Raw genomic sequence first — 23,890 nt, 5'->3', positions numbered from 1 at the left:
ATCTCAAGGAGTTTCGTCTCGCGCTTGTTGCGGAAGAGTGTCGGAATGTGAGAATAGATGATATATTCCTTTAATAGTTGGTTGATTATTCAAATATTTTTATATTTTCGTTTAAGGCTGCTTTGTGAAGCTCTTTATCAAGGGTCGCTAAAATAGCAGAGTTATTTATAGCAACTTGTAGGTAGTAGGTGTCATATATAGTAAGCCCATGTTTTTCAGCTAGGGTAAACATATTTGCTGATATAGCGGTGTAGGGGAGAGAGATAATTTTGGGTTCTAAATCCATAAGTAGGTTAAACGCTACGGATATTTCTGTAAATTCAAGTCTTTTCCTACGAAATGCCATAAAAAGAGCATTGGCAACTTCTACACTCCAATGTGGAGGTACTAACAGCTGATAATTATCTAATTCAGTTAATAAATCCTCGGTAAGTGTTGAACCTTCATCTTTTAAGCAAAGAGAAATGGCTACGGAGGCGTCTATAACCAGTTTTTTCAATATTTACGCCCTTCCGTAATCAGTTCCTTGATGCTAATACCGTTGGTGTTATGGTTGTCACGGAATTTTTTTAGAGATTGTAAAGTTTTCTTTTTCTTGGATTTATTCTCAATTGGGCTGAGCAAGGCGACAGGAACGCCACGTCTAGAAATAGTGATCTCCTCACCGGCTATTACCCTTTCAATAAGGTGTGATAAGTTAGCTTTTACTTCAAAAATTCCAACTTTTTCCATAAATACACATAAATAGCTTTTATTAATCTAACTAGATAACTAGTCTAGCATTTATATATAAAATGTCAACTTAAACAAAAAAATGGGCTTATAAGACTTGGCGACGACATACTCTCCCATGCCTTAAGACATAGTACCATCTGCGCTAAGGAGTTTCACGGTCGTGTTAGAAATTATTTGCCAAATATACGTGTGCAAACATCAAAATTAATAGCAAAAATTAAAAATATGAAAGCTATAAAACGCAGTTTATAAGTATTTATCATGTCTTCTTCCTTTGACCATCCAAATAATTGTACTCCTATTATTTTTCTTATAAAATTGTTAACTGGTGTAACAAACCATAAATATGTTAATGACCAGTAGAAAAAAGGAATTTTCAAGTCTAAGTTTTTTTTATCATCAATATTTTTTTGATTTTTTGACATACCAAGATGTTCAGAGAATACCTTTATTCCAGTTTCATGGATAAGTTCCAATAACAAAATTAATGCGCTTACATATGCAAAAAGCACAGCAAAAAAACTGGATATGTTAAGTTTGATTACAATCAAATCAAGAGCAATAAAGATTAAAAATACTATAATTAGGACAATACGTGGCGTCCTGTAAATCAACATAGCATTTTTTTTGGACTCTCTTATATTATCAAATGGGTACAACAACCATTTTAGGAAACTCATAAAACCTCCAAAAAAAAATGGGCTTATAAGACTTGGCGACGACATACTCTCCCATGCCTTGAGACATAGTACCATCTGCGCTAAGGAGTTTCACGGTCGTGTTCGGAATGGGAACGGGTGGGACCTTCCTTGCTATAATCACCAAGTCATATAAGCCCACTATTAATGTTTTCTATGAGTGTCTGTGTCGTTAATTTTGTACTCGCCCAACACGTACCATATAGGTACGTTTATTCGCTGTGAACAAAATTGCTTAACATCCATCTCATATAAAGCCATTAAAAATTTTGCTTTATATGCGATATAGGTTTTTCTGAACTAATGAGGCTCTGATATAATCAGATTATTTTATTGACAGTTCTTACGAGCAATTAAGCCGCTTGGCACTGTACGTTATAATCAGACATCAGTGATAAATAAATCAATCGGGTTATTAGTACTGGTTAGCTTAGTATGTTACCACACTTACACACCCAGCCTATCAACGTGGTGGTCTACCACGACCCTAATGGGGAAAACTTGTTTTGAGGTGGGTTTCCCGCTTAGATGCTTTCAGCGGTTATCCCTTCAGCACGTAGCTACCCTGCGTATGCTCTTGGCAGAACAACAGGTACACCAGCGGTGCGTCCATCCCGGTCCTCTCGTACTAAGGACAGCTCCTCTCAATTTTCCTACACCCACGGCAGATAGGGACCGAACTGTCTCACGACGTTCTAAACCCAGCTCACGTACCACTTTAAACGGCGAACAGCCGTACCCTTGGGACCTTCTACAGCCCCAGGATGTGATGAGCCGACATCGAGGTGCCAAACCTCCCCGTCGATATGGACTCTTGGGGGAGATCAGCCTGTTATCCCCGGCGTACCTTTTATCCGTTGAGCGATGGCCCTTCCACATGGAACCACCGGATCACTATGACCGACTTTCGTCTCTGCTCGACTTGTGGGTCTCGCAGTCAGGCAAGCTTTTGCCATTGCACTCTAAAGGTTGATTTCCGACCAACCTGAGCTTACCATCGCGCGCCTCCGTTACTCTTTAGGAGGCGACCGCCCCAGTCAAACTGCCTACCATGCATGGTCCCAGACCCGGATAACGGATCATGGTTAGACATCACAAAACATCAGGGTGGTATTTCAAGGATGACTCCACCCGAGCTGGCGCCCAAGTTTCAAAGTCTCCCACCTATCCTACACAAATATTTCATAATGCCAGTGCAAAGCTACAGTAAAGGTGCACGGGGTCTTTCCGTCTAACCGCGGGAACTCCGCATCTTCACGGAGAATTCAATTTCACTGAGTCGATGCTGGAGACACCGGAGAAGTCGTTACGCCATTCGTGCGGGTCGGAACTTACCCGACAAGGAATTTCGCTACCTTAGGACCGTTATAGTTACGGCCGCCGTTTACTGGGGCTTCGATTCAATGCTTGCACATCTCCTCTTAACCTTCCAGCACCGGGCAGGCGTCAGACTGTATACATCCGCTTATCGCGTTAGCACAGCCCTGTGTTTTTAATAAACAGTCGCTACTCCCTGGTTTGTGTCCCCCCATAGTGGTTGCCCATAATGGGGGCATGCTTATCCCGAAGTTACGCATGCAAGTTGCCTAGTTCCTTCAGCATCGTTCTCTCAAGCGCCTTGGTATACTCTACCTGACCACCTGTGTCGGTTTCGGGTACGGTCTATAATGATGGAGCTATTTCCTGGAACCGATTGCCCCGCCCGCACAATCCAATAAGTGCGAACAAAACGCTCAATCCGTCACTACCATCAGGCTCACGAATATTAACGTGATTCCCATCGACTACGCTTTTCAGCCTCGCCTTAGGGGCCGGCTAACCCTGCTCAGATTAACTTGACGCAGGAACCCTTGGTCATTCGGCGACAGTGTTTCTCACACTGTTGGTCGTTACTCATGTCAGCATTCTCACTTCTGATACCTCCACCGTTTCTTGTCGAACCGGCTTCGCAGGCTTACAGAACGCTCCGCTACCACTTAATAAATTAAGTCCATATCTTCGGCATGTAGTTTGATCCCCGTTACATTTTAGGCGCAGAATAGCTATTAGACCAGTGAGCTGTTACGCTTTCTTTAAAGGATGGCTGCTTCTAAGCCAACCTCCTGGCTGTTATGGCCGTTCCACATCCTTTCCAACTTAACTACAATTTGGGGGCCTTAGATGATGGTCTGGGTTGTTTCCCTCTCGACAATGAACGTTAGCATTCACTGTCTGACTGCCAGGCAGTACTCTTCCGTATTCGGAGTTTGGTTAGGTTTGGTAAGTCTTTGGGACCCCCTAGCCCATCCAGTGCTCTACCCCAGAAGGTATTCACCTGACGCTATACCTAAATATATTTCGCGGAGAACCAGCTATTTCCCAGTTTGATTGGCCTTTCACCCCTAACCACAGTTCATCCCCGACTTTTTCAACAGGCGTGGGTTCGGTCCTCCAGTAAGTGTTACCTTACCTTCAACCTGACCATGGCTAGATCACCAGGTTTCGGGTCTAATACGTGAAACTCAGTCGCCCTATTAAGACTTGCTTTCGCTGCGCCTACACCTAACGGCTTAAGCTCGCTTCACACATTAAGTCGCTGACCCATTATACAAGAGGTACGCTGTCACGGCATAAGCCGCTCCAACTGCTTGTATGCATTCGGTTTCAGGTCTATTTCACTCCCCTTGCCGGGGTTCTTTTAACCTTTCCCTCACGGTACTAGTTCACTATCGGTCGATAAGGAGTACTTAGGCTTGGAGCGTGGTCGCCCCATGTTCAGACAGGATTGCACGTGTCCCGCCCTACTCAAGGATTATAAAGCTTTTTACCTGTACGGGGCTATCACCCACTATGGCCGTCTTTTCCAAGACGTTCCAGTTTTTACTTTATAACCGCTGGCCTGATCCCCGTTCGCTCGTCACTACTGAGGGAGTCTCTGTGATTTCCTTTCCTCCGGGTACTTAGATATTTCAGTTCTCCGGGTTTGCCTCCATATCCTATGTATTCAGATATGGATACCGCTTACGCGGTGGGTTTTCCCATTCAGAAATCGTCGGATCAAAGTTTCTTCGCAACTCCCCGACGCTTATCGCAGCGTAGCACGTCTTTCATCGCCTCTTATCGCCAAGGCATCCACCAAATGCACTTATTATTTTTATTTATAACAATTTAACCAATTTCTATATTAATTTCTTAACATAGTTCTCGTTTGAACGATATCTGATTATGAACGTACAGAGCCAAACAACTCATCTAACACTCCTTATTTTTATCTCCACTTCGTCAGCTTTCGCTTCATGTATAATATACACACCAGCTCAGCTTCCTAGTATAGACTGAAAATCAGAAACGCTATAAGCTTTGTTAAAGCCTGCATTTTCAACAATCCAAATTACATCAACTCATTAAAATCTGTCAGTATAACAACATATTACAAGTAACATGTCATATCCGCTACTGACTGAATTTTTAATGTTCAGAAAAACCTATTCACAATATCAAACAGCAGAAAATTCATTCAATAAAACACATTGAAAAAGAACTTTCGTAATCACTTCATCACAGGAAGGGAGGTGATGTATACTAACCATTATTCGTACTGTCAACAGGTGATATTATATTTTTTTGCATTTTTTTATAAACTTTATGGAACACCAGATTTTCTGCTGAGTTCCGAAATATAAATATGTTCTGGTTAGATATATTTGACATGGTTTTTTATGTAATTTTTATTCAAAAAATTATGCGCGAAATAATTATAATCTACATTATTTAGTTCATTTTCCAACTATCCTTACCTTAGTTTTTGTGTGTCTAACTAATTTTCTAGTATTGGTTTATTGTTATAATTTATTTAATATTTGTAATATTTTACAAGATATTTTTTATTTTTATAAAATTTTTATTAAAAAATATTGATTTTATGAAAAATATGGTTTATATATAGAAATCTAATTTTTGTAGAGGTTGTTATGATTGGTTGTCCAGTTTGCTCTAATAAGCTTTCTGTATCACGGCTTAAATGTAATTCGTGTGGTCTTGCTATGGATAGTAATTTTAGTTTTCCACGCCTTGCTAGGCTTCCGCATGAATATATGGATTTAGCGGAAAAAATGATTCTTTGCGGTGGTAATATGAAGGATTTAGCCGTTGAGATTGGAATCAGTCATCCGACTTTGCGTAGGAGGATAGATTCTCTCATCGCTGAACTAAAGCGTCTTAAAGAAGAGGATGAAAAGAATATAACCTCAATTCTTGAGGATATAGATAAGGGGAAAATTCCACCGGAAGAGGGGATAAGAAAAATAAAGGAGGTACAGGGTGAAATTTGAGGAAAAAATAAATGTGATGTTGGCTAATGGCAAATTGTCACAAGAGCAGTCGGACGCTTTGAAACGTAGTTTGTCGGGCTCTAAAGGTGAGATTTTGGATGATAATCAGCATAAATCTTTATCTGCCATACTGATATGGGGAGTGGTTATCGCTTTTATTATCGGGGTTTTTATGTTCTCCAGTATCAGTTGGGTAGAAAATGCGGATACTGTGCGGAAAGTAGAAATACAGGAAATTCAAAATGTAGCGGAAAGTTTTAATCAAGCAGGAAAGGTTGGAGAAATGAATAAAGGAACATCTAATATTATCGGGATATTATTATTGGGATTACCACTTGTGGTCTCATTTTTATGGTTCACTTTTGGTTATAATAATCTAGTCGCCAGTGAGGAAGAGGTAATCGTCGCTTGGTCACAAGTTGAGTCTAATTATCAGCGGCGAGCTGATTTAATTCCTAATCTGGTAAATACAGTAAAAAAATTCACTGAACATGAAGGAAATACACTGGGTGATATAGCTAAGTTGCGCAGTAAAGCTGAGGCTCTAAACAGTGAGCAACAAGAAGTAAAACAAGTATCAGAAGGGGCGGCGGCTAAGCTTGGCGATGAAGTTTATATGGCTGATCTAGCGAAAGCTCAGTCTGGTCTTAGTGGTCAGTTAAGATCGCTTATCGCGACCGTTGAAGCATATCCGCAATTGCGCTCATCAGAGCAATATATAATGTTGCAAGCTGAACTAGAAGGTACAGAAAACCGGATTAATATCGCTCGTATGGCATTTAATGAGAAAGTAGGGGAGTTTAATTCCTCTATCCGCAAATTACCGGGAAGTATGATCGCTGGAATCGGTAATTTTACCCGTAAGGCTTACTTTAAGGCAGATGAAGGCACTAATAAAGCAGTCAAAGTGGATTTTGAGGAGAAATCCGCAGAGAATGTTGCCGATAGTGAGGAATAAGCTGTATGAGAGCCGCTTATAGAAATGGTATACTTACCGTAGTTGTTCTATCGCTTATCGGACTTAAATATTATTATCGCTCACAGCGTGTGGACGCTAGCGTGTCGGATGGCGGTGCTGGAGAAGTTGCTGTAAATTATGATGATTTGGTGTATGATAATGAAAAATTGTTTTCTAAAGAACAGAAGGACTGGTTGAATTATTACCATAGCGCTCTGTTGTATTATTATGACATAGATTTGCGGATAGTAACTGGTGAGGCATCTCCTGATAAGGTGGTTGGCTTATTCAAACAGAAACAAATTGGAGAAAGAAGTAAAACCAGAAAAGGTATGTTGCTGGCGATAGACTCAAAAAGTGATAAGGTGCGGCTTGAAATATCCGCTGGTCTGGACGCTGTTTATACCGATGGTTTTGTCGCCTATCTTCAACAAAAACAGATGGTGCCGTTTTTTAAGGCGAATCAGGTAGCAAATGGTATTTTAGCGACAACGGAAATGGTTGTTACTAGAGCAAAAGACGCTGCTGCTGGTAAAGAGTTTATTTCACCGGAGCAGTTACCGAAGAATCTAGCGATTGGCGCGGGTGCGCAGACTAAAGCTTCCATCGGCTCTGGTTATGAGGTGGTAGCGAGTAGTAATCCGGCGGTCGCTGGAACGGGAACGTCGCCGACCGATGTAGTAGCTGCTTATCATAAGATTCTGGCGGAAGGAAATACGGCTTATAATCTGGCGATATATAGTGCGGCGACACAGGAAATGCGTAAAAGTTGGGTGGTAACACCAGCGCAGATGCGCAATGAACTAAGCTCATATGCCAAATGTAGTGTAGATAAGGTTTTCGTTGAGCCGGATGGAAGCGCGGCGGTGGTGCGTTATGGGGTAAAACAGCGTGCTTGCGCTCCATACCTTCTCGTAAAAGAAGGTGGTAGGTGGAAACTTGATTTCGCCTCAATGATGAAGAATATCCGGTTTGGGATGAGTAATAGCTGGCATTTTGCTGATAGAACAAGAATTCCTCATGCTGGGGCTTTCGCTGATTGGCAATTTGATAAGAATGGTTATCCTTACCCAACCAAGAAATTAAGGTGGGGGATTAGTTTCTGGACTAATTACAAGCGTGGGATCACTTTTGTTAGTGATATATACGCGGGGACACCAGCGGCGAGTATGGATTTGCGGGTAAATGATATAATATTAGAGTGGGATGGGATGAATCGCCCCGATCACAAGCGGATCGTAAACCATACCAATAATGTTGATGCTGGAAAGAGTTTTAAGATAAAAATTATACGTGACGGCAGGGAGATGTATTTAACGCTTACTGCTCCGCCAAAGGTTAGGTAGAGTTTTTTATTTGTTCCCGGAGTTTTCTGCTGAAAACTCCATGGAACGTGCTCAAGGCTGGCATGGTCTACTGACCATGCTTCTTTTTATACTGTGAGAAGTTAAGTTACTATGCAATATAGAGTAAGACAATATTATGAATGACTCATATCGTTACCATCTTCCTTCCGAAGTGACCGATCCTGCGGAGATAAAGCTGAGCTATAAAAAATGGCTGTTCTGGTTTTTTGATATGGGTACGAATTATTGGTTCAAATGCTGTAGGATGTTCCCGCTTGGTATGCTTAAAGAGCATATTATGTATGGTGATTCTTGGGCGGCTGTGGTGATTCAGGGTTATCCAGAGTTGCGAATAGCGGCATATTCGGATGAGATTGATGGTATAGTTATGCTTAACGCTTTGCCTTCGGTGTCAAAAACGCTTATTAAAAAATATAAATTGGAAGTAGGGACACGGTTGCTAACCACCAATACCTATGTAGACATGCTGCCGCTAAGTGATAATACTCCATTTGATCGGGATATAATAATCGGTGAAAATCAAACACTTCATTATTATGAGGAAAATCCGTCTATACCATATTGTTGGCACGGTATGCACCCGATTATCGCTGAGTTTATCTCCGCGGATTACAAGGAGATTGAGGCAAGAAAATCTGTGATTTCTGATTTAGAGTGGAAAAGAGCGGAATCGCTTGGCAAAGCTTATTTGCGGCAATTTCCCAGTAGATACCGTTATTGCAATCCTTATCTGAGTTTTTTTCCTTCTAAGAATTAGATTGTATTGCCAAAATTATAGTTTGAGCTTGCGATAAACTCGGTATTTCTTTAGATATATTGCTGTTAATTAATAAAATATGAGTTTGTCATGTCCAAAAAACTATACATAAAAACCTATGGTTGTCAGATGAATGTCTACGACACTGAGCGTATGTATGACATAATGTCGCCATTTGGTTATGTTCCCAGCGATAGTTATGAGGGGGCGGATATGGTTATCCTCAATACCTGTCATATCAGGGAAAAGGCTGATGATAAGGTATATTCCGATCTTGGTAGGATTCGTTTGGAGAAAGAAAAACAGCAGGAAAATGGTAAAAAAATGCTGCTTGCCGTAGGCGGTTGCGTAGGGCAGGCGGAAGGAGCTGAGATAATCAGGCGGGCTGGTTATGTTGATATGGTTTTTGGTTCACAAAGTTATCACCAATTGCCGGAAATGGTAACAAAAGCTGTGCGTGAAAATGGCGGTGTGGTAGAACTTGATTTCTCACCGGTTGAGAAGTTCGATAAATTACCGGAAAGCCGGACTAAGCAATCATCATCGGCTTTTCTTTCTGTGCAGGAGGGCTGCGATAAATTCTGTCATTTCTGCGTTGTGCCATACACTAGAGGAGCGGAATATTCCCGCCCATTCGCTGATGTGATGCGTGAGGCGACAATGCTGGTTGCTGGTGGGGTGAAAGAGATTACTTTGCTTGGACAAAATGTGAACGCTTATCACGGTGTTGCTAAGGATGGTAAAGCCGCTTCGCTGGCGGATTTGATTGACGCTCTAGCACAAATTGACGGGTTGGAGCGGATTCGTTACACTACGTCGCATCCAAGAGATATGTCGGATGATTTGATCGCTATTCATGGCAGTGAGAAAAAACTGATGCCGTATTTGCATCTACCGGTGCAGTCAGGCTCTAACGAGATTTTGCGGAAAATGAATCGTAAGCATGATCGGGATTTTTATTTTGATATAATAGATAGGTTGCGTAAGGCACGTCCTGATATAGCGATGTCCTCTGATTTTATTGTAGGTTTTCCAGATGAGAGCGAGCAGGATTTTGAGGACACGATGGATTTAATCCGCCATGTTGGCTATGGCTCGGCTTATAGCTTCAAATATAGTCCACGACCCGGAACACCGGCGGCAAGCAGTGACAAGCAAGTATCAGAGTCAGTAAAACAGGAGCGGCTGGCACGATTGCAGGCTCTCACCTATGAGCAGCAGACGGATTTTAACCAGAAAATGCTCGGAAAAACCGTGAGAGTTTTGTTTGACCGTGAAGGTAAGAAAGATGGTCAATTGCTTGGCAAGAATGAATATATGCAGTCAGTGCATGTGGAAGGGACAGAAGGTCTGCGTGGAAGGCTTGCTGATGTACTGATAACCGGAGCCTTCCAGAACGGTCTTGCTGGTGAGGTGGTTGGTTAGGAGCTGAAGGAGTATTGACAGTGATTAACTGTCCCTATATCCTTAAACTTTGGTAAGTATAATATTTTTTTAGTTATGTGAGGGATTATGTCTTTGTTGGATCATCTCTTAAAAAGAGAAGGTGATAATAAAAAAGAAAATACGGTAAGAGAAGACATTCAAGTGATGAATTTGGATGGTGGCTCTGTCTGTCTTTATAAACATCATTTTAACTCAATACAAAATAAGGAAGAGTTTTCCAAAAAATATAATGATTTCAAAGAAAAACTATCTGGAAAAGGTGAAATAGATAGTAAAACCGAATGGACTGTTGTTCCTAAAGATTTGTTGCCCAAGCAGGCGGAATTACTTTATCACGCGGTTGTTCATCCTGACCGTGTTCCAGATAACATTGATAGGAAAGAGTTGAAAGGGTTGTTACTGGATGCCTCCTTCAAATCATATTTCAGTGGTGAATATGATACGATCATACATGAGGCTGTGTTATCAAAACCTGATGGCTATGATAGGAGTATTATAAAAGAGGTAATAGATAAAGGAACGCCTGATCAGGTATTTAGAAAAAACGATGATTTACGAACGCCTCTTAACCTGGATGACCGTTATCAAAACTGGAATAAAATGGCAGTTGCAAATCATGGTGATGAGCTTGTTGATTTGCTGATAGAAAAAGGCATGTCGGATCAGGTGTTTGCCGCGACGGATTTTAATTCATCCGGTCTAGTTATGGCTCTTGTAGGGAAGCATCCGGACATTGCGAAAAAAATGATGGCAAAGGAAGGGGTGGTGGCAGACCATCTTGCCAAGCGTGATAGTGATGGAAAAACGGCATTGCTTTTAGCGGTTGATGAAGGTTATACGGATATTGCACTGGACTTAGTAAAAAAATTAAAGCCGGAAGATTTGCATGTAGAGTGGAAAAGCGGTGACGGTAGTAAAGCGTATAAGCCTTTGGATCTGGCTCTTGAAAAGCCAGTAGAGTTCGAACAGGTTATTAAGGGCATAGCCGATAAATCCACGTATGAGCAGTTAAAGCCATATGAAAATAGGCATGAATATATCAAAGAAAGGTTGAATTCCTTAAGAAAAAATTCTGATGACAAGGCTGGTGATGGGGTTGGTGCGGTTTCCAGTGTTGACTCTTCCCGCGCCAAAGGGCGTAACACCTAAAAAATATTGGATATTAGGTAGATAAACCTTTAATTTGTAGCACATTTGTGCTACAATGGTCTTATTGTGATGCGGCAAGAGGAGGGATTTATATGCTGGAAACACGAAATAATGGTTCTGTGAAAAACGACTCAGTGCGGGCGAGAATATCATCGGAAGAAAAAGAGGCGGCGGAAGCGATTTTTAATAAGCTGGGAATCGGGCATACGGAGGCTATCCGCATTTTCTATAAGCAAGTTATTATCAATCAGGGACTACCGTTCGCGGTAAAAATACCCAACGCCGAAACTGTGCGGGCAATGCAGCAGGTAAAGAGCAGACAAGGATTAAAGAGCTATAAAAACGCCAAACAGCTATTTGATAAGTTTCGCTAATGCGTATTGCGGATACTTCTAATAAGTTTGAAAAAGATTTAGCACGTATGAAGAGGCGTGGTAAAAATCTTGATAAATTGGAAACAATAGTGGATTTGCTGTTGAATGATAAAACGTTACCCGCGCGGTGTCATCCGCATATTTTATCGGGCGATTGGGATGGTTTTTGGGAATTGCATGTGGAGCCGGACTGGTTGCTTATTTATGAATGTGATGATGATACGGTGTATTTAATCCGAACCGGAACCCATTCGGATTTATTTTAAGTTTTTATGTTTGTTGTTTTTCAATAGATTATATTTTAGGTGGCAATAGTCATAAAAGCTTAACTGTATTAATTATGCTCTCAAATTATTTTGTAGTTAACCCTCCAAAAGCTTCTTCATAAAAGGAATAGTTATATTTTTTTGTTCTGAAATAGATGCTTTATCAATTTTTTCTATCAAAGATTTTATGTTGCTTAAGGTACGTTCGGTTCTGGTTGTTATATAAGATATAACCTCGTCACTTACCATCAGTTGCCGGTCGGAAAATTGTTTTCTTATTACGCCGCGTAATAGTTCATCATCAGGAGGGTTTATAGCTACACTTTGGCAGGCTTTGAGGCGGGATGTCAGGTCTGGCAGAGTAAAGTCAAGAGATGTTTGAGGAACTATGGAAGTCATAAGTAACTTTTTGCCAATATCACGGCAATGATTAAACAGGTGGAATAGTGATTTCTCATCGCTACATTTTTCAATATTTTCTACTATGCAATTACTGTTTATGGTTTCTGCTTTTATTCGTTCTATAGGGATAAAAATGGCGTTTGTTCGCTGTGCCCATATATGACAGAGATGGGTTTTACCACAACCGCTTTCACCATATATATAAAGAGCGTGTGCCTGCCAGTTATTTTCGCTAATTAAAGTATCGTACGCTAGGCTATTACAGTTTGACACATAAAAGCTAGCTTCTGAAAAAACTTCGGGAAAGCTTAGCGATAGTGGTAGTTGGGAAGACGTGGACATTACTGATTTTCAAGATAGTATTTACTGTGTAAATATTTGGAAGTGGCAAAGCGTATGAGAACCCCGATAACAGCGGTAGCTGGAACCGCGATTAATACGCCGACAAAGCCGAATAGTACCGCGCCAGCTAGCAGACCAAAAATAATCCATAATGGATGCAAACCTACTTTTTCACCTACCAGTTTTGGGGTTACGAAATTTCCCTCTAATATCTGTCCGACTACAAATATAGCTAGTATTGTAAGCACGCCGGAGAAAGTTCCAAACTGGAAAAAAGCGATAAGCAAGCCCATACTCATTCCAAATAACAGCCCAACGTAAGGAATTATAGTGAGTAGACCGGTAGCCATACCAATTAAAATGCCAAATTTAAGACCAGCGATTGAAAGTCCTACAGCGTAAAAAGTTCCAAGAAGTAGGCAGACATTGATCTGTCCACGAATAAAGCCAGCGAGTGTATCATCAATTATTCCAAGCTGTTGTCTTATGACATCCTCATGCTTTCTTGGCAGTAAGGCAAAAAATCTCAGTTTTATTATGTCCCAATCGCGCAGCATATAAAAAGCGACAACCGGAGTAAGTAATATTAGCGAGAGAAAATTTACTATGTCCATACCTGATTTGAACAAGTTTGACACTATATTTCCAGTAGCCTTAAGCATTACTCCTGAAAAGTCGCTGGCGTACGCTTTAATGCTGTTGGCATAATCTTCCGGTATGTTTCCTAACCAGCCGATTATACGGTCTTTATACTTGTTTTCTAATTCTCCTATATAGGAAGGTATATCAGTAAGCAGTCCTGATAATTGATGGATAGCCGCTGGAAGTATGAGTAGTGATAAAATTATTATAGATACGAAAAAGGCAAGAGTTATGGTAGTGGTCGCCATATTACGTGACATTTTCATTTTCTCTAGCTTATCAGCCGCTGGGTCAAGGAAATAGGCGATGAGTATGCCGAGTATGAAGGGAAGCAATATACTGCGTATCAGGTAGAAAAACACAAAAAATGACAATATTGTAATAAGCCAGAAAAGCCATTTTCTGCTATTGTTATGATTTTCTGGCATGATATGTGATGTGTTATTATTCATTTGAGACTATCCAGTAATTATCTTTTCTAATTAAGCGTATTTTGCTCGCTAGTATCGCTCTTGCCAGTGATTCGGGACGACCACGATAATATATTATAGTATCAATCTGTTTTGCTGATACAGCCAATACCTTGATTTTGTCTATCATCGGTAGCTCTGACAGCTTTTTTCGTAGTTTTGTCCATGATGGTATAGTGGACATACTAACAAGTGTCATTATCTCATGTTTTTCCCCGCCAATTACTGTCTTGGCTGTTGATAGTTTCTCAATTTTTTTATACTGAAGTCCTTTTACTATATCACGAGCGGCGCGACTTAAAAATAGTTCTCTTGTTTCTTGTGGATCAGCCCGATAATCAAGTTTTGTTATCTCACTGCCTTTACGTGAGATATGTCTTTTTATTACTGAAAGCAGCATATCTGGCTTTCTGGTTAGAGTGGCGTTAACCACTACTATATCGGTTACCCCGTAACGTATGCCAAGAGAAGCTAGTGACTTGTATTCAACACTATCTATGTTAGCTGTGTTTATTGAGAAATTATCTTTTGAGTCACCGTATGGAACTATAATATCGCCGGAGTTATTCTCAAGGCTGACATTAGCCCATATATTTCGCCAAGGGTTTGAGGATTCCCATAAAAGGTCGCGTTTTTCCTCATGATAATATGGTATTATAAGGAAAGAGTTTATCCTGTTCTCATTATATTCAGTCTGTTTTCCTATATTTTCAATAAATTTTGATAGCTCGTCACCGTCAAAGCTGATAAGTAGTTGCGCCTGATAACTTTTACCGCCGCTATGCTCACTCAATACTTGGATATTAGTGATCATTTTATTTATTTTTTTAGGATCAAGAGATGAAACTAGGTTTTTTATTTGATCTGAGGGAGCGAGTTTTTCAAGTAGGCTGGTAAGAGCGTCAAGCTCTCCCTTTTTGAAAGCATTGATTTTGGCTGATTCGGCACTGTTTCCGGTAGCGTATACTGATACCTCACTGTTTATTACAGTCTCGCCAGCAAATGATGTTTTGGGTATAAGATGTAATAAGATCAGTATGGTAAATATAAAATAACGCGATATTTTCATAAATTATAGGGCTTGAATGATAGTTTTTTATCAATAGCTGTGACAGTCATGCTATTAATAGTTGATTATAGAGCTTGTCGCAAGATATAAACCTTAAGAATAACGTATAAAAAATAGAGTTGAGAGTGTATATGCAGGAAAGACTTAGTTACAAAGATTCTGGTGTGGATATAGATGCTGGAAATGATTTGGTGAAAAGGATAAAGCCGCTAGCAAAGGCAACAACAAGGCTTGGTAGTGTTGGTAGTATCGGTGGCTTTGGCGCGTTGTTCGACATAAAGAAGCTTGATTATAAAGACCCGCTCTTGGTTTCAGCGACTGATAGTGTGGGAACGAAACTTAAGATAGCCCAGCAATCCGGTAAGCATGACACTATAGGCATTGATTTGGTGGCGATGAGTGTGAATGATCTTATTGTACAAGGTGCGGAGCCTCTGTTTTTCCTAGATTGTTTCTCTACCAGCAAGCTTTCAGTAGAGGTGGCGGAGTCAGTGGTATCCGGCATAGCGGATGGTTGTAAACTTGCCGGATGCGCGCTTGTTGGTGGTGAGACCGCTGAAATGCCAGGTATGTATAGTGATGGAGATTACGATATTGTTGGCTTTGCTGTCGGTGCGGTTGAGCGCGATAATTTGCTCCCGTCCGGTGTGGCTGATGGGGACGTTCTGCTTGGGCTTGCTTCTAGTGGTGTTCATTCCAACGGTTTTTCGCTAGTAAGACGTATATTAGAAAAAAATAATTTATCTTTTGACTCTCCAGCGCCATTTTCGGCTGGTAAAACTATCCATGAGGAGTTGCTTACACCAACTCGGATTTATGTGAAAAGTTGTCTTGCGGCTATTAATAAGTTCAGAGGAAATATTAAGGCTTTGGCGCATATAACTGGGGGTGGGCTTCCTGAGAATTTACCAAGAGTTTTGCCTGACTTGCTATCTGCCAAAATTGATCTTAGTTCTTGGAAAATGCCGCCGGTTTTTGAGTGGCTGAAATCTGCTGGTAATGTTCCGGATGATGATTTTATGCGGACATTTAATTGTGGCATAGGTATGGTTATGGTGGTGTCAAAAGAGGTTGTTGAGGATGTGGTCTCTGTTCTTGAGGAGAACGGTGAGGTTGTGTACAGGATAGGCGTTGTTGAGCAGCGTAAAGATAAATCTGTAGAGTTTTTATAAAATACTTCAATCTTTTGGTTTTTATGAGCAGTATTTTGAAAAAATATCGTGTGGCGGTTCTTATCTCAGGCAATGGCAGTAATTTACAGGCTCTTATCAATGCGGCGAGAGAAAGTGATTATCCGGCGGAAATAGTTTTGGTTATCTCCAACAAGAAAGACGCTTACGGGTTGGTCAGAGCGAAGGAAGCCGGAATTGACTCATATGTTATAGAGCATAAGGCGTATAATAGCCGTGAGGATTTTGATAAAGCGCTTGATGAACGGCTTGATGAGTATAGTATTGAGATAGTTTGTCTCGCTGGTTTTATGAGGATTTTATCCTCAGAGTTTGTGGAAAAATGGCAAGGAAGAATGCTTAATATTCATCCCTCACTTCTTCCTGATTTTAAGGGAGCGCATGCGGTAAGGGACGCGTTATTAGCTGGGGTTAGTGAAAGTGGGTGCAGTGTGCATATGGTCACTTCTGAACTTGATGGTGGTGAGGTGATAGCGCAAAGAAAAGTACCTGTGTTGCCAGAAGATAATGAGGAAAGTTTACATAGTCGCATACACGAGCAGGAATATATCATTTATCCAGAGGCTATTAAGTCACTGATAAGAAAGTTATAAGTTGTTTTTGTTAACTTTGTATTAATTTTTCCATTAAGCTATTATTATGGCTTGGGTGGGTTTTTAATTTACTTATAGGTAAGAAATACTGTATATTATAGCCGGATTGAGGGGGTGGCTGGCATTCATTTGGTAGCCCTTTTGTTGTGTCGTTCTCTAGGTTTTGTTGTCGTTTTGTCGATGGTTTTTGTATAGTGAAGTGTAGGCGTGTAAATGGATAAGCAAGTTACAGAAGGTGGTAATTCAACTGACAGGTTTGGAGAGCTGTTCAGTGATGAGTACGCTGTCATGTTATTGCAGGGTAAAAATTCGTTCGGTGACATGATTTATAGTTATGTTGAAGTTACCATGCCCAATATAAAAAAATTATACGCGGCTTTACATTCGGGTAAGGATTTCGCGCCTAGTGATTATGGTAAAATAATTGCCTCTGGTAAGGGTAAGCCATCTGAGGAATTATCAAAAGAAATGGACGCTAATTATAATATGCTCACTACTGAGTCGCCAAGTGATGATAGTATAAGTTTCAAACCAGTTAGTGAGATTGATTTATCTAAGATGAAGAAAAAAGCGTGGGATGAATATTAATTCTAGCTTTTTACTCTTTGAATAATTTATTTTCAAAATATTATTTTAATTTGTGGTCTCGTAGGCTACTAAATAGCCGTATTGTATTTGTGTATGATGGTGTAAATTATATACAGATTATTAGATAAGATAAAAATATAGTATTGGGATATGCTAACCAGGGAATATATTAAAGAATTGGCTGAAAGCGATAAGCAATCACTTGTTGGATTGGTTGAAAATACTAAAGATAGTTCATCGCTTATATTTGTTTTAGAAAATCTTGGGTATTTGTCTAAAGATTTTGATGGAGAGTTTCTCCTAGATTTGTTAGGGCACAAAAATCCGAACGTTAGGACTTTAGCTGTAAAGAATATAGGAAAGATTAAAGGACATAATTACATTGAAGACATAAAGAGGGTAGCATTAGAGGATAGTAATACATCAGTTAGAAGAGAAGCAGTTTCATCAATAGGAAGGGTTCGTGACGAAGATAACATAAATTTTTTAGTTGATATGTTAGATGATTTTGATCCTAAGATTGTATGTCAAGCAATAAGAGCTTTGCTGGTTTTTAGAGGTAATTATTATGTGGACAGCAATTTGCAGGGCTTAATAAATCACGATAATGAGATGGTTAGGAGTGTAATACGCAAAGAGTATTTTTCTTGTGAAGATGTTGTTAAGCGCCAAGCTCATAGTGAGTCTCACAATTACTTGAAAAATGTGGTGGTTCATGGTGATACGTTAGAGGTGATGAATTTGTTAAAAGATGATACCGTGCATTTAACATTTACTTCTCCTCCATATTATAACGCGCGAGATTATTCAATTTATCCTAGCTATCAGTATTATTTAGATTTTCTTACGAGAGTATTTAGGGAAGTTTACAGAATTACGAAAGAAGGTAGGTTTTTAATATTAAATACCTCTCCGGTGATAGTTCCCAGAATAAGTAGGGCACATAGTAGTAAAAGATACCCTATACCTTTTGATATTCATCATTATTTAATGGAAATTGGGTGGGAGTTTATAGATGATATTATTTGGCTTAAACCGGAAGCGAGTGTAAAGAACAGGGTTGGTGGTTTTATGCAGCATAGGAAGCCCATCGGTTATAAACCCAATTGTGTTACTGAATATTTAATGGTTTATAGAAAAAAAACTGAAAAACTTTTAGACTGGAATATTAAACAATATGACTCTGATGTCGTTAATAATAGCAGAGTAAATGAGGAATTTGAAACTACCAATGTATGGAAGATAGACCCTTGTTATGATAAAGTGCATTCTGCGGTGTTTCCGCAGGAGTTATGCAGAAGAGTTATAAAATATTATTCTTATATTGGTGATTTAGTATTTGATCCTTTTGCTGGTAGTGGGACGGTTGGTAGGGTAGCAAAAAATTTGGGAAGAAGGTTTTTTTTAACAGAAAAGGATGTTGAATATTTTGACTATATGAAAACGAAAAAAGTTGATGATACTATGTTTGATGAACGTCCGACCAAGTTTTTAACGGTTGATGAATTTAAGGTAAATATATGACTTTGACGGATCATGTAGTAAGAAATATTATAAAAAAATTGCTTAATGGTGATGATTATAGGATTGAAGTAGTAACGTTAATAAATGCTGAATTCCTTCAGTTTGCTGTTGATTTTTTTAAGAAAGTTGTTGAGGCAAAGTTATTAAATAAAAATATTACTGTTGATTGGTATAAAAAAGAGTTCTTAAGTGAAGAATTATCAGGACAAGAGATTGCCATAAATTCTGGATTAAATAAAAAGACGATTCATAATATGTTTAATTCGTCTTCTAAAGAAATTATAATTAATGCGGCTAATGAACATTATGATTCTTTGTATAATACAATTAAGAGTTTAGTTGAAACTGAGCACGAGCTTGATTTAACTCTTACTGTAAAGTTCAAAGGCGTAAGTGTAGACTTAAATGTTAGCGAGAGTTTGATAGTAATAAATACACTGGCGGTAAAAAGAGCAGAATTAAGAGGTGGATTATGGAGTACAGCGGGAAAAAGAGTAGAAGTTCCATTGGCAAAAACTCTTTGTCTTCTGTATAAAGTAGATGAGTCAAATTATGAATCTGTATTTAAGAGAGACAAATCTAAAGCATTTGATAGAGAAGTAGATTTTTACTTAGTAAGAGATAAAGATAGATTCAATTGTGAAGTAAAGTTAATGGGTAGAGGGAATCCTGAAAGTGCTGATGCTATATTCGCAAGGAATACAGATATATTCATCGCAGATAAATTGTCAGAACAAAATAAAAATCAGTTTAATGATAGTAATATAAATTGGGTAGAATTAAGGAGCAAGGAAGGTTATAAGAGATTTTCTATGATCTTAAAGTCATTATCAATTCCTTTTACTGAGTATGATGGTAATTTGGAACAAGATTTGGATAAAATATTGGATATTGCTGTAAATAAGCTATAAATGTTTTTAACTGTCCTTTGTAAATTTTAATTGACTATATTTATAAATTATTATGCTGAGATTTCCTGATATTGATCCTGTTGCTATAAGTATTGGTAGTTTTGTCATACGCTGGTATTCGCTTGCTTATCTTGGTGGGATTTTGCTCGGCTGGTGGTTGGTGATTAGCGAACATAAGAAAAGACCACTTAAAAACCTAACCAAGGCGGCAATAGATGATATGGTTGTGTGGGCTGCTCTTGGTATTATACTTGGTGGCAGGCTTGGTTATGTGTTTTTTTATAAGCCTGATTATTACCTTACGAATATTCCAGAGATATTTTATGTCTGGAAAGGCGGTATGTCGTTTCATGGTGGGCTTATTGGTGTTATTTTCTCGTTCTATCTGTTTTGCCGTAAATATAAGATAAATTTTCTCTCACTTGCTGATTTGTTAGCTTGTGCCGCTCCTATAGGTCTATTTTTTGGCAGACTCGCTAACTTCGCTAATGGTGAGTTGTTTGGTAGGGTTACGGATTCTCCGCTTGGCATGGTATTTCCTAGAGGAGGGGAGTTGCCACGCCATCCTAGCCAGCTATATGAAGCATCATTAGAGGGATTCGTTCTGTTTTTTATACTGTTGTTCTTGCTTAAGAAAACTAACATGCGTGAGAAAACCGGTTATCTTAGTGGCGTTTTTTTAATATTATATTCTTTCGCTAGGATATTTTGTGAATTCTTCCGTGAGCCGGACGCTTTTATCGGTTTTCTCTATAATGGCGCTACTATGGGGCAGTTACTTAGCGTGCCGATGATTCTTGTTGGGCTTTATTTAATATTTGGGATTAAGAGAAAAAAATATGAGTCTTGAAGAAATAGTAAAGCGACGTATTGAGGAAGAAGGTGCTATAAATGTCGCCGAGTTTATGAGCTATGCTCTCTCTCACCCTGAATATGGCTATTATATGAAAAGGGATCCGCTTGGAAAGGAAGGTGACTTTGTTACCTCTCCTGAAATATCTCAAGTGTTTGGTGAGATGATCGGTGGTTGGTTGGCGCATAGCTGGTTACTGCTTGGCTCTCCTGAGGATGTGGCTATGGTTGAGATTGGCGCGGGCAGGGGAACACTGATGGCGGATATTTTGCGTTCCACCAAGCATATATCAGGATTTCATGACGCTATAGATATTCATATAGTAGAGACTAGCCCGACACTTAGGCAAAAACAATGGAAGACGCTCGCTGGAAAACATGAGCGTATTGAGTGGCATGATGATATAGACAATTTGCCAGATAAGCCCTTGTTGCTTGTAGCTAATGAGTTTTTTGACGCTCTGCCGGTTCGTCAGTTTAATTTGAGTGAAAAAGGTATAGCAGAGATATTTGTTGATGTTGTGGATGGAGATTTTTCCTTCGTTACCGCTGAGGAGGGAGAGGTTTTTTTAGAAATACCTGATGAAATACTCAATATATATGAAAACAGGAAAGATATATTAGGTGGTAAAAAAGAGATTACCGTTGAGATATGTGAGCCGGCTATTAATATAGTGGAGAAAATGGCTGAGCGTATAGGTGAGTATGGTGGGGTTTGCCTTATTATTGATTATGGGTATATTGGTGGTAGTAGAGGCGATACACTGCAAGCTGTGCGTTATCACGCTTATCAGAAAGTTTTATCTAACATAGGTGATAATGATATTACCGCGCATGTTGATTTTCAGGCTTTGTCACAAGCGGCGGGTAAGTACAATGTGAATATTTATGGTCCGGTAGCGCAGGGAGCTTTTTTAATGCGGCTGGGCGCTGGTGAGAGGACTGTAATGTTGTGCCGTAATCTGGATAATGAAGAGCAGAAAGTTCTTATGTCTGGTTTAGAGAGAATCGCTGACCCTAAAGAAATGGGAGAATTATTTAAGGTTCTTGCCATTACCTCGAAGGATATTATTAAGGCGGAAGGTTTCTAGTGGGATTTTTATATGCACTATAAATGTCCTGAACTTTCATTATTAAATAACATAAGTCATGGATTTTTTACCCGTTTGGGTGGGGTGAGTGACGGTATTTATAATTCGCTAAATTGTGGATATGGCTCTGGTGACGATTATGATAAAGTATCAAAGAATCGGCAGGTAGTTGTTAATGAAATGGGTGGTGGCGAGCTTTGTGGTCTTTATCAAGTGCATAGCGCGGATGTGGTGAAAGTTGATAAAGTATGGAAGCATGAGGACGCTCCGCAGGCGGACGCTATGGTCACTAATAAGCCAAATATAATACTTGGTGTGCTTACCGCTGATTGTCTGCCGATATTGTTCGCTGATAGGAAAAATGGGGTTATCGCCGCTGCTCATTCCGGTTGGAAGGGAGCTTTTTCCGGTATTATTGAAAATGCGGTAGAGGTAATGAGAGAGCTGGGAGCAAGGGTAGAGGATATTGTAGCGACCATTGGTCCGGCTATTGGCAGAGACTCGTATGAGGTTGGTAAGGAATTTTACGATAGGTTTATGGAGCAAAATGCTGATAATAAAGAATTTTTTGTGTCATGCTGTAGACAGCATAGTCGTAGCACAGGATCTTGTGCTTATTTGCGAGATCCCGCACAGCCTGACGGCTTGCGGGATGACGTGGAACAAAAATATTTGTTTGACCTTCCGGTATATGCGGCGGATAAGTTGAAAAAAACCGGTATAGTAAGCGTAAATTCTGTTGCGCGGGATACTTATTTGAATAATAATGAGTTTTTCAGTTATCGGCGGAGCTGTAAGCGAGGTGAGAAGGTTTACGGTCGGCAGATTTCAGTAATTAAACTTAATAAATAATGGTGGATTTTAACAATGCTCTCTTTTGATGATCGTGATGGTTATATTTGGTTTGATGGCAAGCTAGTTGAGTGGCGTGACGCTAAGATACATGTGTTGTCACACGGTTTGCATTACGCTTCTTGCGTGTTTGAAGGAGTTCGGGTTTATAATGGTAAGATTTTCAAACTACGTGAGCATACTGAGCGTTTGATAAATTCCGCTAAACTTCTTGGTTTTAATTTGCCATATAGTCTTGAGGAGTTGGAAGAAGCGACTAGCGGGACGGTTAAAAAACAAGGTGTTGTTAATGGATATATCCGTCCGGTAGCGTGGCGTGGTAGTGAGATGATGGCGATTTCCGCCCAGAAAAATACCATACATGTGGCAATAGCGAGCTGGGAATGGCCAAGCTATTTCAGTAAAGAAGCGAAGGAAAGAGGGTTACGGCTGCAAATGTCTAAATGGGCAAGGCCAGCACCAAACACTATTCCAACCGCTAGTAAGGCTGCTGGTCTTTATATGATATGTACCCTTTCCAAGCACGCCGCTGAAAAGGATGGTTTTGACGATGCTTTAATGCTTGATTACAGAGGATTGCTCGCTGAAGCAACTGGGGCTAACTTGTTTTTGGTGATGGATGGTAAGCTGCATACACCAATACCGGATTGTATATTAGACGGGGTTACCAGAAGGACAGTGATTGATTTAGCGAAAGCAAGAGGCATTGAAGTCGTTGAACGGCATATTTATCCCGATGAGCTTGATAACGCGCGGGAAGTGTTTTTAACTGGAACGGCGGCGGAAGTAACTCCAGTTGGACAAATCGGTGATAAGAGATTTATAGTTGGTGAGATGACTAAACAGTTAATGGCTGATTACAGCGCTAAGGTGTTGTGGTAATGGTGGTTACGGATATAATTGATTATTTTGTAATAATTCGGTAATATAAATGTGTTAGGCTGTGAACCAGTTGTTAGTCCAATCGTATTTCTGGTGGTTAGGTTTTATGAAGCGTTTTACAGTTCCCTGTGATTTTAATGGAGTTAAACATCCATTTCACGTATATATTGGTGAGCCGCATCCGCAGCGCCATCCTTTGCAGCATCAGGCATGGTGGCTATCAACTATTCGTGGTGGGACTATCCCACAGGAAGTTATGGATAGTTTTGAGCGTTTGCATAAAATAGCTATGGAGAATAATGTTTCTTTTGAGGATTTGTGTGTTTACGCTATGGGCAGTGCCTCTAATGAGAATAGTGGTGATAACAAGCAGGTTGAGCAGAGCGCGCAGTAATAGTATAATATTACTGTTATTGGGACTT

The 23,890-nt window shown here is 39.8% G+C and carries 24 protein-coding genes and 2 rRNA genes; 18 read left to right on the top strand and 8 right to left on the bottom strand.

Features of this window, described 5'->3' with window-relative positions:
* Positions 1 to 85 precede the first annotated feature (85 nt).
* From R3D71_08810 to R3D71_08790, 5 genes are all read right to left on the bottom strand, one after another.
* On the bottom strand, positions 86 to 499 hold the full coding sequence (locus R3D71_08810; protein ID MEZ5691747.1) for a type II toxin-antitoxin system VapC family toxin: 414 nt from the start codon (positions 497 to 499) through the stop codon (positions 86 to 88).
* Positions 496 to 732: a type II toxin-antitoxin system prevent-host-death family antitoxin gene (locus tag R3D71_08805; protein MEZ5691746.1), complete on the bottom strand. Its 237-nt coding sequence runs from the start codon at positions 730 to 732 to the stop codon at positions 496 to 498. The genes R3D71_08810 and R3D71_08805 overlap by 4 nt, the downstream gene beginning before the upstream one ends.
* 173 nt (positions 733 to 905) lie before the next feature.
* A complete protein-coding gene (locus R3D71_08800; protein MEZ5691745.1) occupies positions 906 to 1,460 on the bottom strand; it encodes a hypothetical protein in 555 nt (184 codons plus the stop codon).
* Positions 1,446 to 1,561: ribosomal RNA gene (gene rrf / locus R3D71_08795) — 5S ribosomal RNA — on the bottom strand. Before rrf ends, R3D71_08800 begins: the two co-directional genes overlap by 15 nt.
* Before the next feature lie 266 nt (positions 1,562 to 1,827).
* Positions 1,828 to 4,572 (bottom strand): 23S ribosomal RNA (locus tag R3D71_08790).
* Positions 4,573 to 5,383: 811 nt separating this feature from the next.
* Here R3D71_08790 and R3D71_08785 point away from each other — a divergent pair.
* The 8 genes from R3D71_08785 to R3D71_08750 all read left to right on the top strand — a co-directional run bounded on the left by R3D71_08785 (position 5,384) and on the right by R3D71_08750 (position 12,060).
* A complete protein-coding gene (locus tag R3D71_08785; GenBank protein ID MEZ5691744.1) occupies positions 5,384 to 5,743 on the top strand; it encodes a DUF2089 family protein in 360 nt (119 codons plus the stop codon).
* Entirely contained in the window at positions 5,733 to 6,701 is a 969-nt protein-coding gene (locus tag R3D71_08780) for a LemA family protein (GenBank protein ID MEZ5691743.1), read from the top strand. The genes R3D71_08785 and R3D71_08780 overlap by 11 nt, the downstream gene beginning before the upstream one ends.
* A gap of 5 nt (positions 6,702 to 6,706) precedes the next feature.
* Entirely contained in the window at positions 6,707 to 8,047 is a 1,341-nt protein-coding gene (locus R3D71_08775) for a TPM domain-containing protein (GenBank protein MEZ5691742.1), read from the top strand.
* 136 nt (positions 8,048 to 8,183) lie between these two features.
* Positions 8,184 to 8,825 carry a hypothetical protein gene (locus tag R3D71_08770; protein ID MEZ5691741.1) on the top strand — a complete coding sequence of 214 codons (642 nt, stop codon included), beginning with the start codon at positions 8,184 to 8,186 and terminating at the stop codon, positions 8,823 to 8,825.
* 90 nt (positions 8,826 to 8,915) lie between these two features.
* On the top strand, positions 8,916 to 10,250 hold the full coding sequence (miaB, locus tag R3D71_08765; GenBank protein MEZ5691740.1) for a tRNA (N6-isopentenyl adenosine(37)-C2)-methylthiotransferase MiaB: 1,335 nt from the start codon (positions 8,916 to 8,918) through the stop codon (positions 10,248 to 10,250).
* An 87-nt stretch (positions 10,251 to 10,337) separates the two neighbouring features.
* Positions 10,338 to 11,420, top strand: coding sequence for a hypothetical protein (locus tag R3D71_08760; GenBank protein MEZ5691739.1), 1,083 nt, complete (start codon positions 10,338 to 10,340; stop codon positions 11,418 to 11,420).
* A gap of 92 nt (positions 11,421 to 11,512) precedes the next feature.
* The gene (locus R3D71_08755; protein ID MEZ5691738.1) at positions 11,513 to 11,794 is read left to right on the top strand and encodes a type II toxin-antitoxin system RelB/DinJ family antitoxin; all 282 of its coding nucleotides are present in this window, start codon (positions 11,513 to 11,515) and stop codon (positions 11,792 to 11,794) included.
* Entirely contained in the window at positions 11,794 to 12,060 is a 267-nt protein-coding gene (locus R3D71_08750) for a type II toxin-antitoxin system YafQ family toxin (protein ID MEZ5691737.1), read from the top strand. Before R3D71_08755 ends, R3D71_08750 begins: the two co-directional genes overlap by 1 nt.
* 96 nt (positions 12,061 to 12,156) lie before the next feature.
* Here the strand turns inward: R3D71_08750 and R3D71_08745 are convergent, their stop codons facing one another.
* The 3 genes from R3D71_08745 to R3D71_08735 are packed head-to-tail and all read right to left on the bottom strand — an operon-like array spanning position 12,157 to position 14,985.
* Positions 12,157 to 12,804, bottom strand: coding sequence for a DnaA/Hda family protein (locus R3D71_08745; protein MEZ5691736.1), 648 nt, complete (start codon positions 12,802 to 12,804; stop codon positions 12,157 to 12,159).
* Positions 12,804 to 13,898 carry an AI-2E family transporter gene (locus tag R3D71_08740; protein MEZ5691735.1) on the bottom strand — a complete coding sequence of 365 codons (1,095 nt, stop codon included), beginning with the start codon at positions 13,896 to 13,898 and terminating at the stop codon, positions 12,804 to 12,806. Before R3D71_08740 ends, R3D71_08745 begins: the two co-directional genes overlap by 1 nt.
* Entirely contained in the window at positions 13,891 to 14,985 is a 1,095-nt protein-coding gene (locus R3D71_08735) for a DUF2066 domain-containing protein (protein ID MEZ5691734.1), read from the bottom strand. The genes R3D71_08740 and R3D71_08735 overlap by 8 nt, the downstream gene beginning before the upstream one ends.
* A gap of 131 nt (positions 14,986 to 15,116) precedes the next feature.
* On the opposite strand from R3D71_08735, the gene purM reads away from it, so the two are divergent.
* From purM to R3D71_08685, 10 genes are all read left to right on the top strand, one after another.
* Positions 15,117 to 16,157, top strand: a complete 1,041-nt coding sequence (gene purM, locus R3D71_08730; GenBank protein MEZ5691733.1) for a phosphoribosylformylglycinamidine cyclo-ligase — start codon at positions 15,117 to 15,119, stop codon at positions 16,155 to 16,157.
* A 35-nt stretch (positions 16,158 to 16,192) separates the two neighbouring features.
* Positions 16,193 to 16,768, top strand: coding sequence for a phosphoribosylglycinamide formyltransferase (purN, locus tag R3D71_08725; protein ID MEZ5691732.1), 576 nt, complete (start codon positions 16,193 to 16,195; stop codon positions 16,766 to 16,768).
* A 213-nt stretch (positions 16,769 to 16,981) separates the two neighbouring features.
* Positions 16,982 to 17,356 carry a hypothetical protein gene (locus R3D71_08720; GenBank protein MEZ5691731.1) on the top strand — a complete coding sequence of 125 codons (375 nt, stop codon included), beginning with the start codon at positions 16,982 to 16,984 and terminating at the stop codon, positions 17,354 to 17,356.
* A 150-nt stretch (positions 17,357 to 17,506) separates the two neighbouring features.
* The gene (locus R3D71_08715; GenBank protein ID MEZ5691730.1) at positions 17,507 to 18,880 is read left to right on the top strand and encodes a DNA methyltransferase; all 1,374 of its coding nucleotides are present in this window, start codon (positions 17,507 to 17,509) and stop codon (positions 18,878 to 18,880) included.
* Positions 18,877 to 19,791: a CfrBI family restriction endonuclease gene (locus R3D71_08710; protein ID MEZ5691729.1), complete on the top strand. Its 915-nt coding sequence runs from the start codon at positions 18,877 to 18,879 to the stop codon at positions 19,789 to 19,791. Before R3D71_08715 ends, R3D71_08710 begins: the two co-directional genes overlap by 4 nt.
* 55 nt (positions 19,792 to 19,846) lie before the next feature.
* Positions 19,847 to 20,641 (top strand): prolipoprotein diacylglyceryl transferase, encoded by a 795-nt coding sequence (gene lgt / locus R3D71_08705; GenBank protein MEZ5691728.1) that lies wholly within the window; start codon positions 19,847 to 19,849, stop codon positions 20,639 to 20,641.
* Positions 20,631 to 21,734, top strand: coding sequence for an SAM-dependent methyltransferase (locus R3D71_08700; GenBank protein ID MEZ5691727.1), 1,104 nt, complete (start codon positions 20,631 to 20,633; stop codon positions 21,732 to 21,734). The genes lgt and R3D71_08700 overlap by 11 nt, the downstream gene beginning before the upstream one ends.
* 12 nt (positions 21,735 to 21,746) lie before the next feature.
* Positions 21,747 to 22,586: a peptidoglycan editing factor PgeF gene (pgeF, locus tag R3D71_08695; protein MEZ5691726.1), complete on the top strand. Its 840-nt coding sequence runs from the start codon at positions 21,747 to 21,749 to the stop codon at positions 22,584 to 22,586.
* A 15-nt stretch (positions 22,587 to 22,601) separates the two neighbouring features.
* Positions 22,602 to 23,468, top strand: a complete 867-nt coding sequence (locus R3D71_08690) for a branched-chain amino acid aminotransferase (protein ID MEZ5691725.1) — start codon at positions 22,602 to 22,604, stop codon at positions 23,466 to 23,468.
* 106 nt (positions 23,469 to 23,574) lie between these two features.
* Complete coding sequence (locus R3D71_08685; GenBank protein MEZ5691724.1) at positions 23,575 to 23,862, top strand: DUF2610 domain-containing protein; 288 nt, start codon at positions 23,575 to 23,577, stop codon at positions 23,860 to 23,862.
* The last annotated feature ends 28 nt before the right edge of the window (positions 23,863 to 23,890 follow it).

This window comes from Rickettsiales bacterium (assembly GCA_041396965.1).
Taxonomy (GTDB): Bacteria; Pseudomonadota; Alphaproteobacteria; order Rickettsiales; family SXRF01; genus SXRF01.
The sequence above is the reverse complement of the archived record's forward strand: the minus strand, read 5'-3'. Positions and strand labels throughout refer to the sequence as shown.

Coding starts and splice junctions, on each gene's coding strand:
- R3D71_08805 (MEZ5691746.1), bottom strand. CDS start 732: ATGGAAAAAGTTGGAATTTTTGAAGTAAAAGCTAACTTATCACACCTT.
- R3D71_08800 (MEZ5691745.1), bottom strand. CDS start 1,460: ATGTCGTCGCCAAGTCTTATAAGCCCATTTTTTTTTGGAGGTTTTATG.
- R3D71_08785 (MEZ5691744.1), top strand. CDS start 5,384: ATGATTGGTTGTCCAGTTTGCTCTAATAAGCTTTCTGTATCACGGCTT.
- R3D71_08775 (MEZ5691742.1), top strand. CDS start 6,707: ATGAGAGCCGCTTATAGAAATGGTATACTTACCGTAGTTGTTCTATCG.
- R3D71_08770 (MEZ5691741.1), top strand. CDS start 8,184: ATGAATGACTCATATCGTTACCATCTTCCTTCCGAAGTGACCGATCCT.
- miaB (MEZ5691740.1), top strand. CDS start 8,916: ATGTCCAAAAAACTATACATAAAAACCTATGGTTGTCAGATGAATGTC.
- R3D71_08760 (MEZ5691739.1), top strand. CDS start 10,338: ATGTCTTTGTTGGATCATCTCTTAAAAAGAGAAGGTGATAATAAAAAA.
- R3D71_08755 (MEZ5691738.1), top strand. CDS start 11,513: ATGCTGGAAACACGAAATAATGGTTCTGTGAAAAACGACTCAGTGCGG.
- R3D71_08750 (MEZ5691737.1), top strand. CDS start 11,794: ATGCGTATTGCGGATACTTCTAATAAGTTTGAAAAAGATTTAGCACGT.
- R3D71_08745 (MEZ5691736.1), bottom strand. CDS start 12,804: ATGTCCACGTCTTCCCAACTACCACTATCGCTAAGCTTTCCCGAAGTT.
- R3D71_08740 (MEZ5691735.1), bottom strand. CDS start 13,898: ATGAATAATAACACATCACATATCATGCCAGAAAATCATAACAATAGC.
- R3D71_08735 (MEZ5691734.1), bottom strand. CDS start 14,985: ATGAAAATATCGCGTTATTTTATATTTACCATACTGATCTTATTACAT.
- purM (MEZ5691733.1), top strand. CDS start 15,117: ATGCAGGAAAGACTTAGTTACAAAGATTCTGGTGTGGATATAGATGCT.
- R3D71_08720 (MEZ5691731.1), top strand. CDS start 16,982: ATGGATAAGCAAGTTACAGAAGGTGGTAATTCAACTGACAGGTTTGGA.
- R3D71_08715 (MEZ5691730.1), top strand. CDS start 17,507: ATGCTAACCAGGGAATATATTAAAGAATTGGCTGAAAGCGATAAGCAA.
- R3D71_08710 (MEZ5691729.1), top strand. CDS start 18,877: ATGACTTTGACGGATCATGTAGTAAGAAATATTATAAAAAAATTGCTT.
- R3D71_08700 (MEZ5691727.1), top strand. CDS start 20,631: ATGAGTCTTGAAGAAATAGTAAAGCGACGTATTGAGGAAGAAGGTGCT.
- pgeF (MEZ5691726.1), top strand. CDS start 21,747: ATGCACTATAAATGTCCTGAACTTTCATTATTAAATAACATAAGTCAT.
- R3D71_08690 (MEZ5691725.1), top strand. CDS start 22,602: ATGCTCTCTTTTGATGATCGTGATGGTTATATTTGGTTTGATGGCAAG.
- R3D71_08685 (MEZ5691724.1), top strand. CDS start 23,575: ATGAAGCGTTTTACAGTTCCCTGTGATTTTAATGGAGTTAAACATCCA.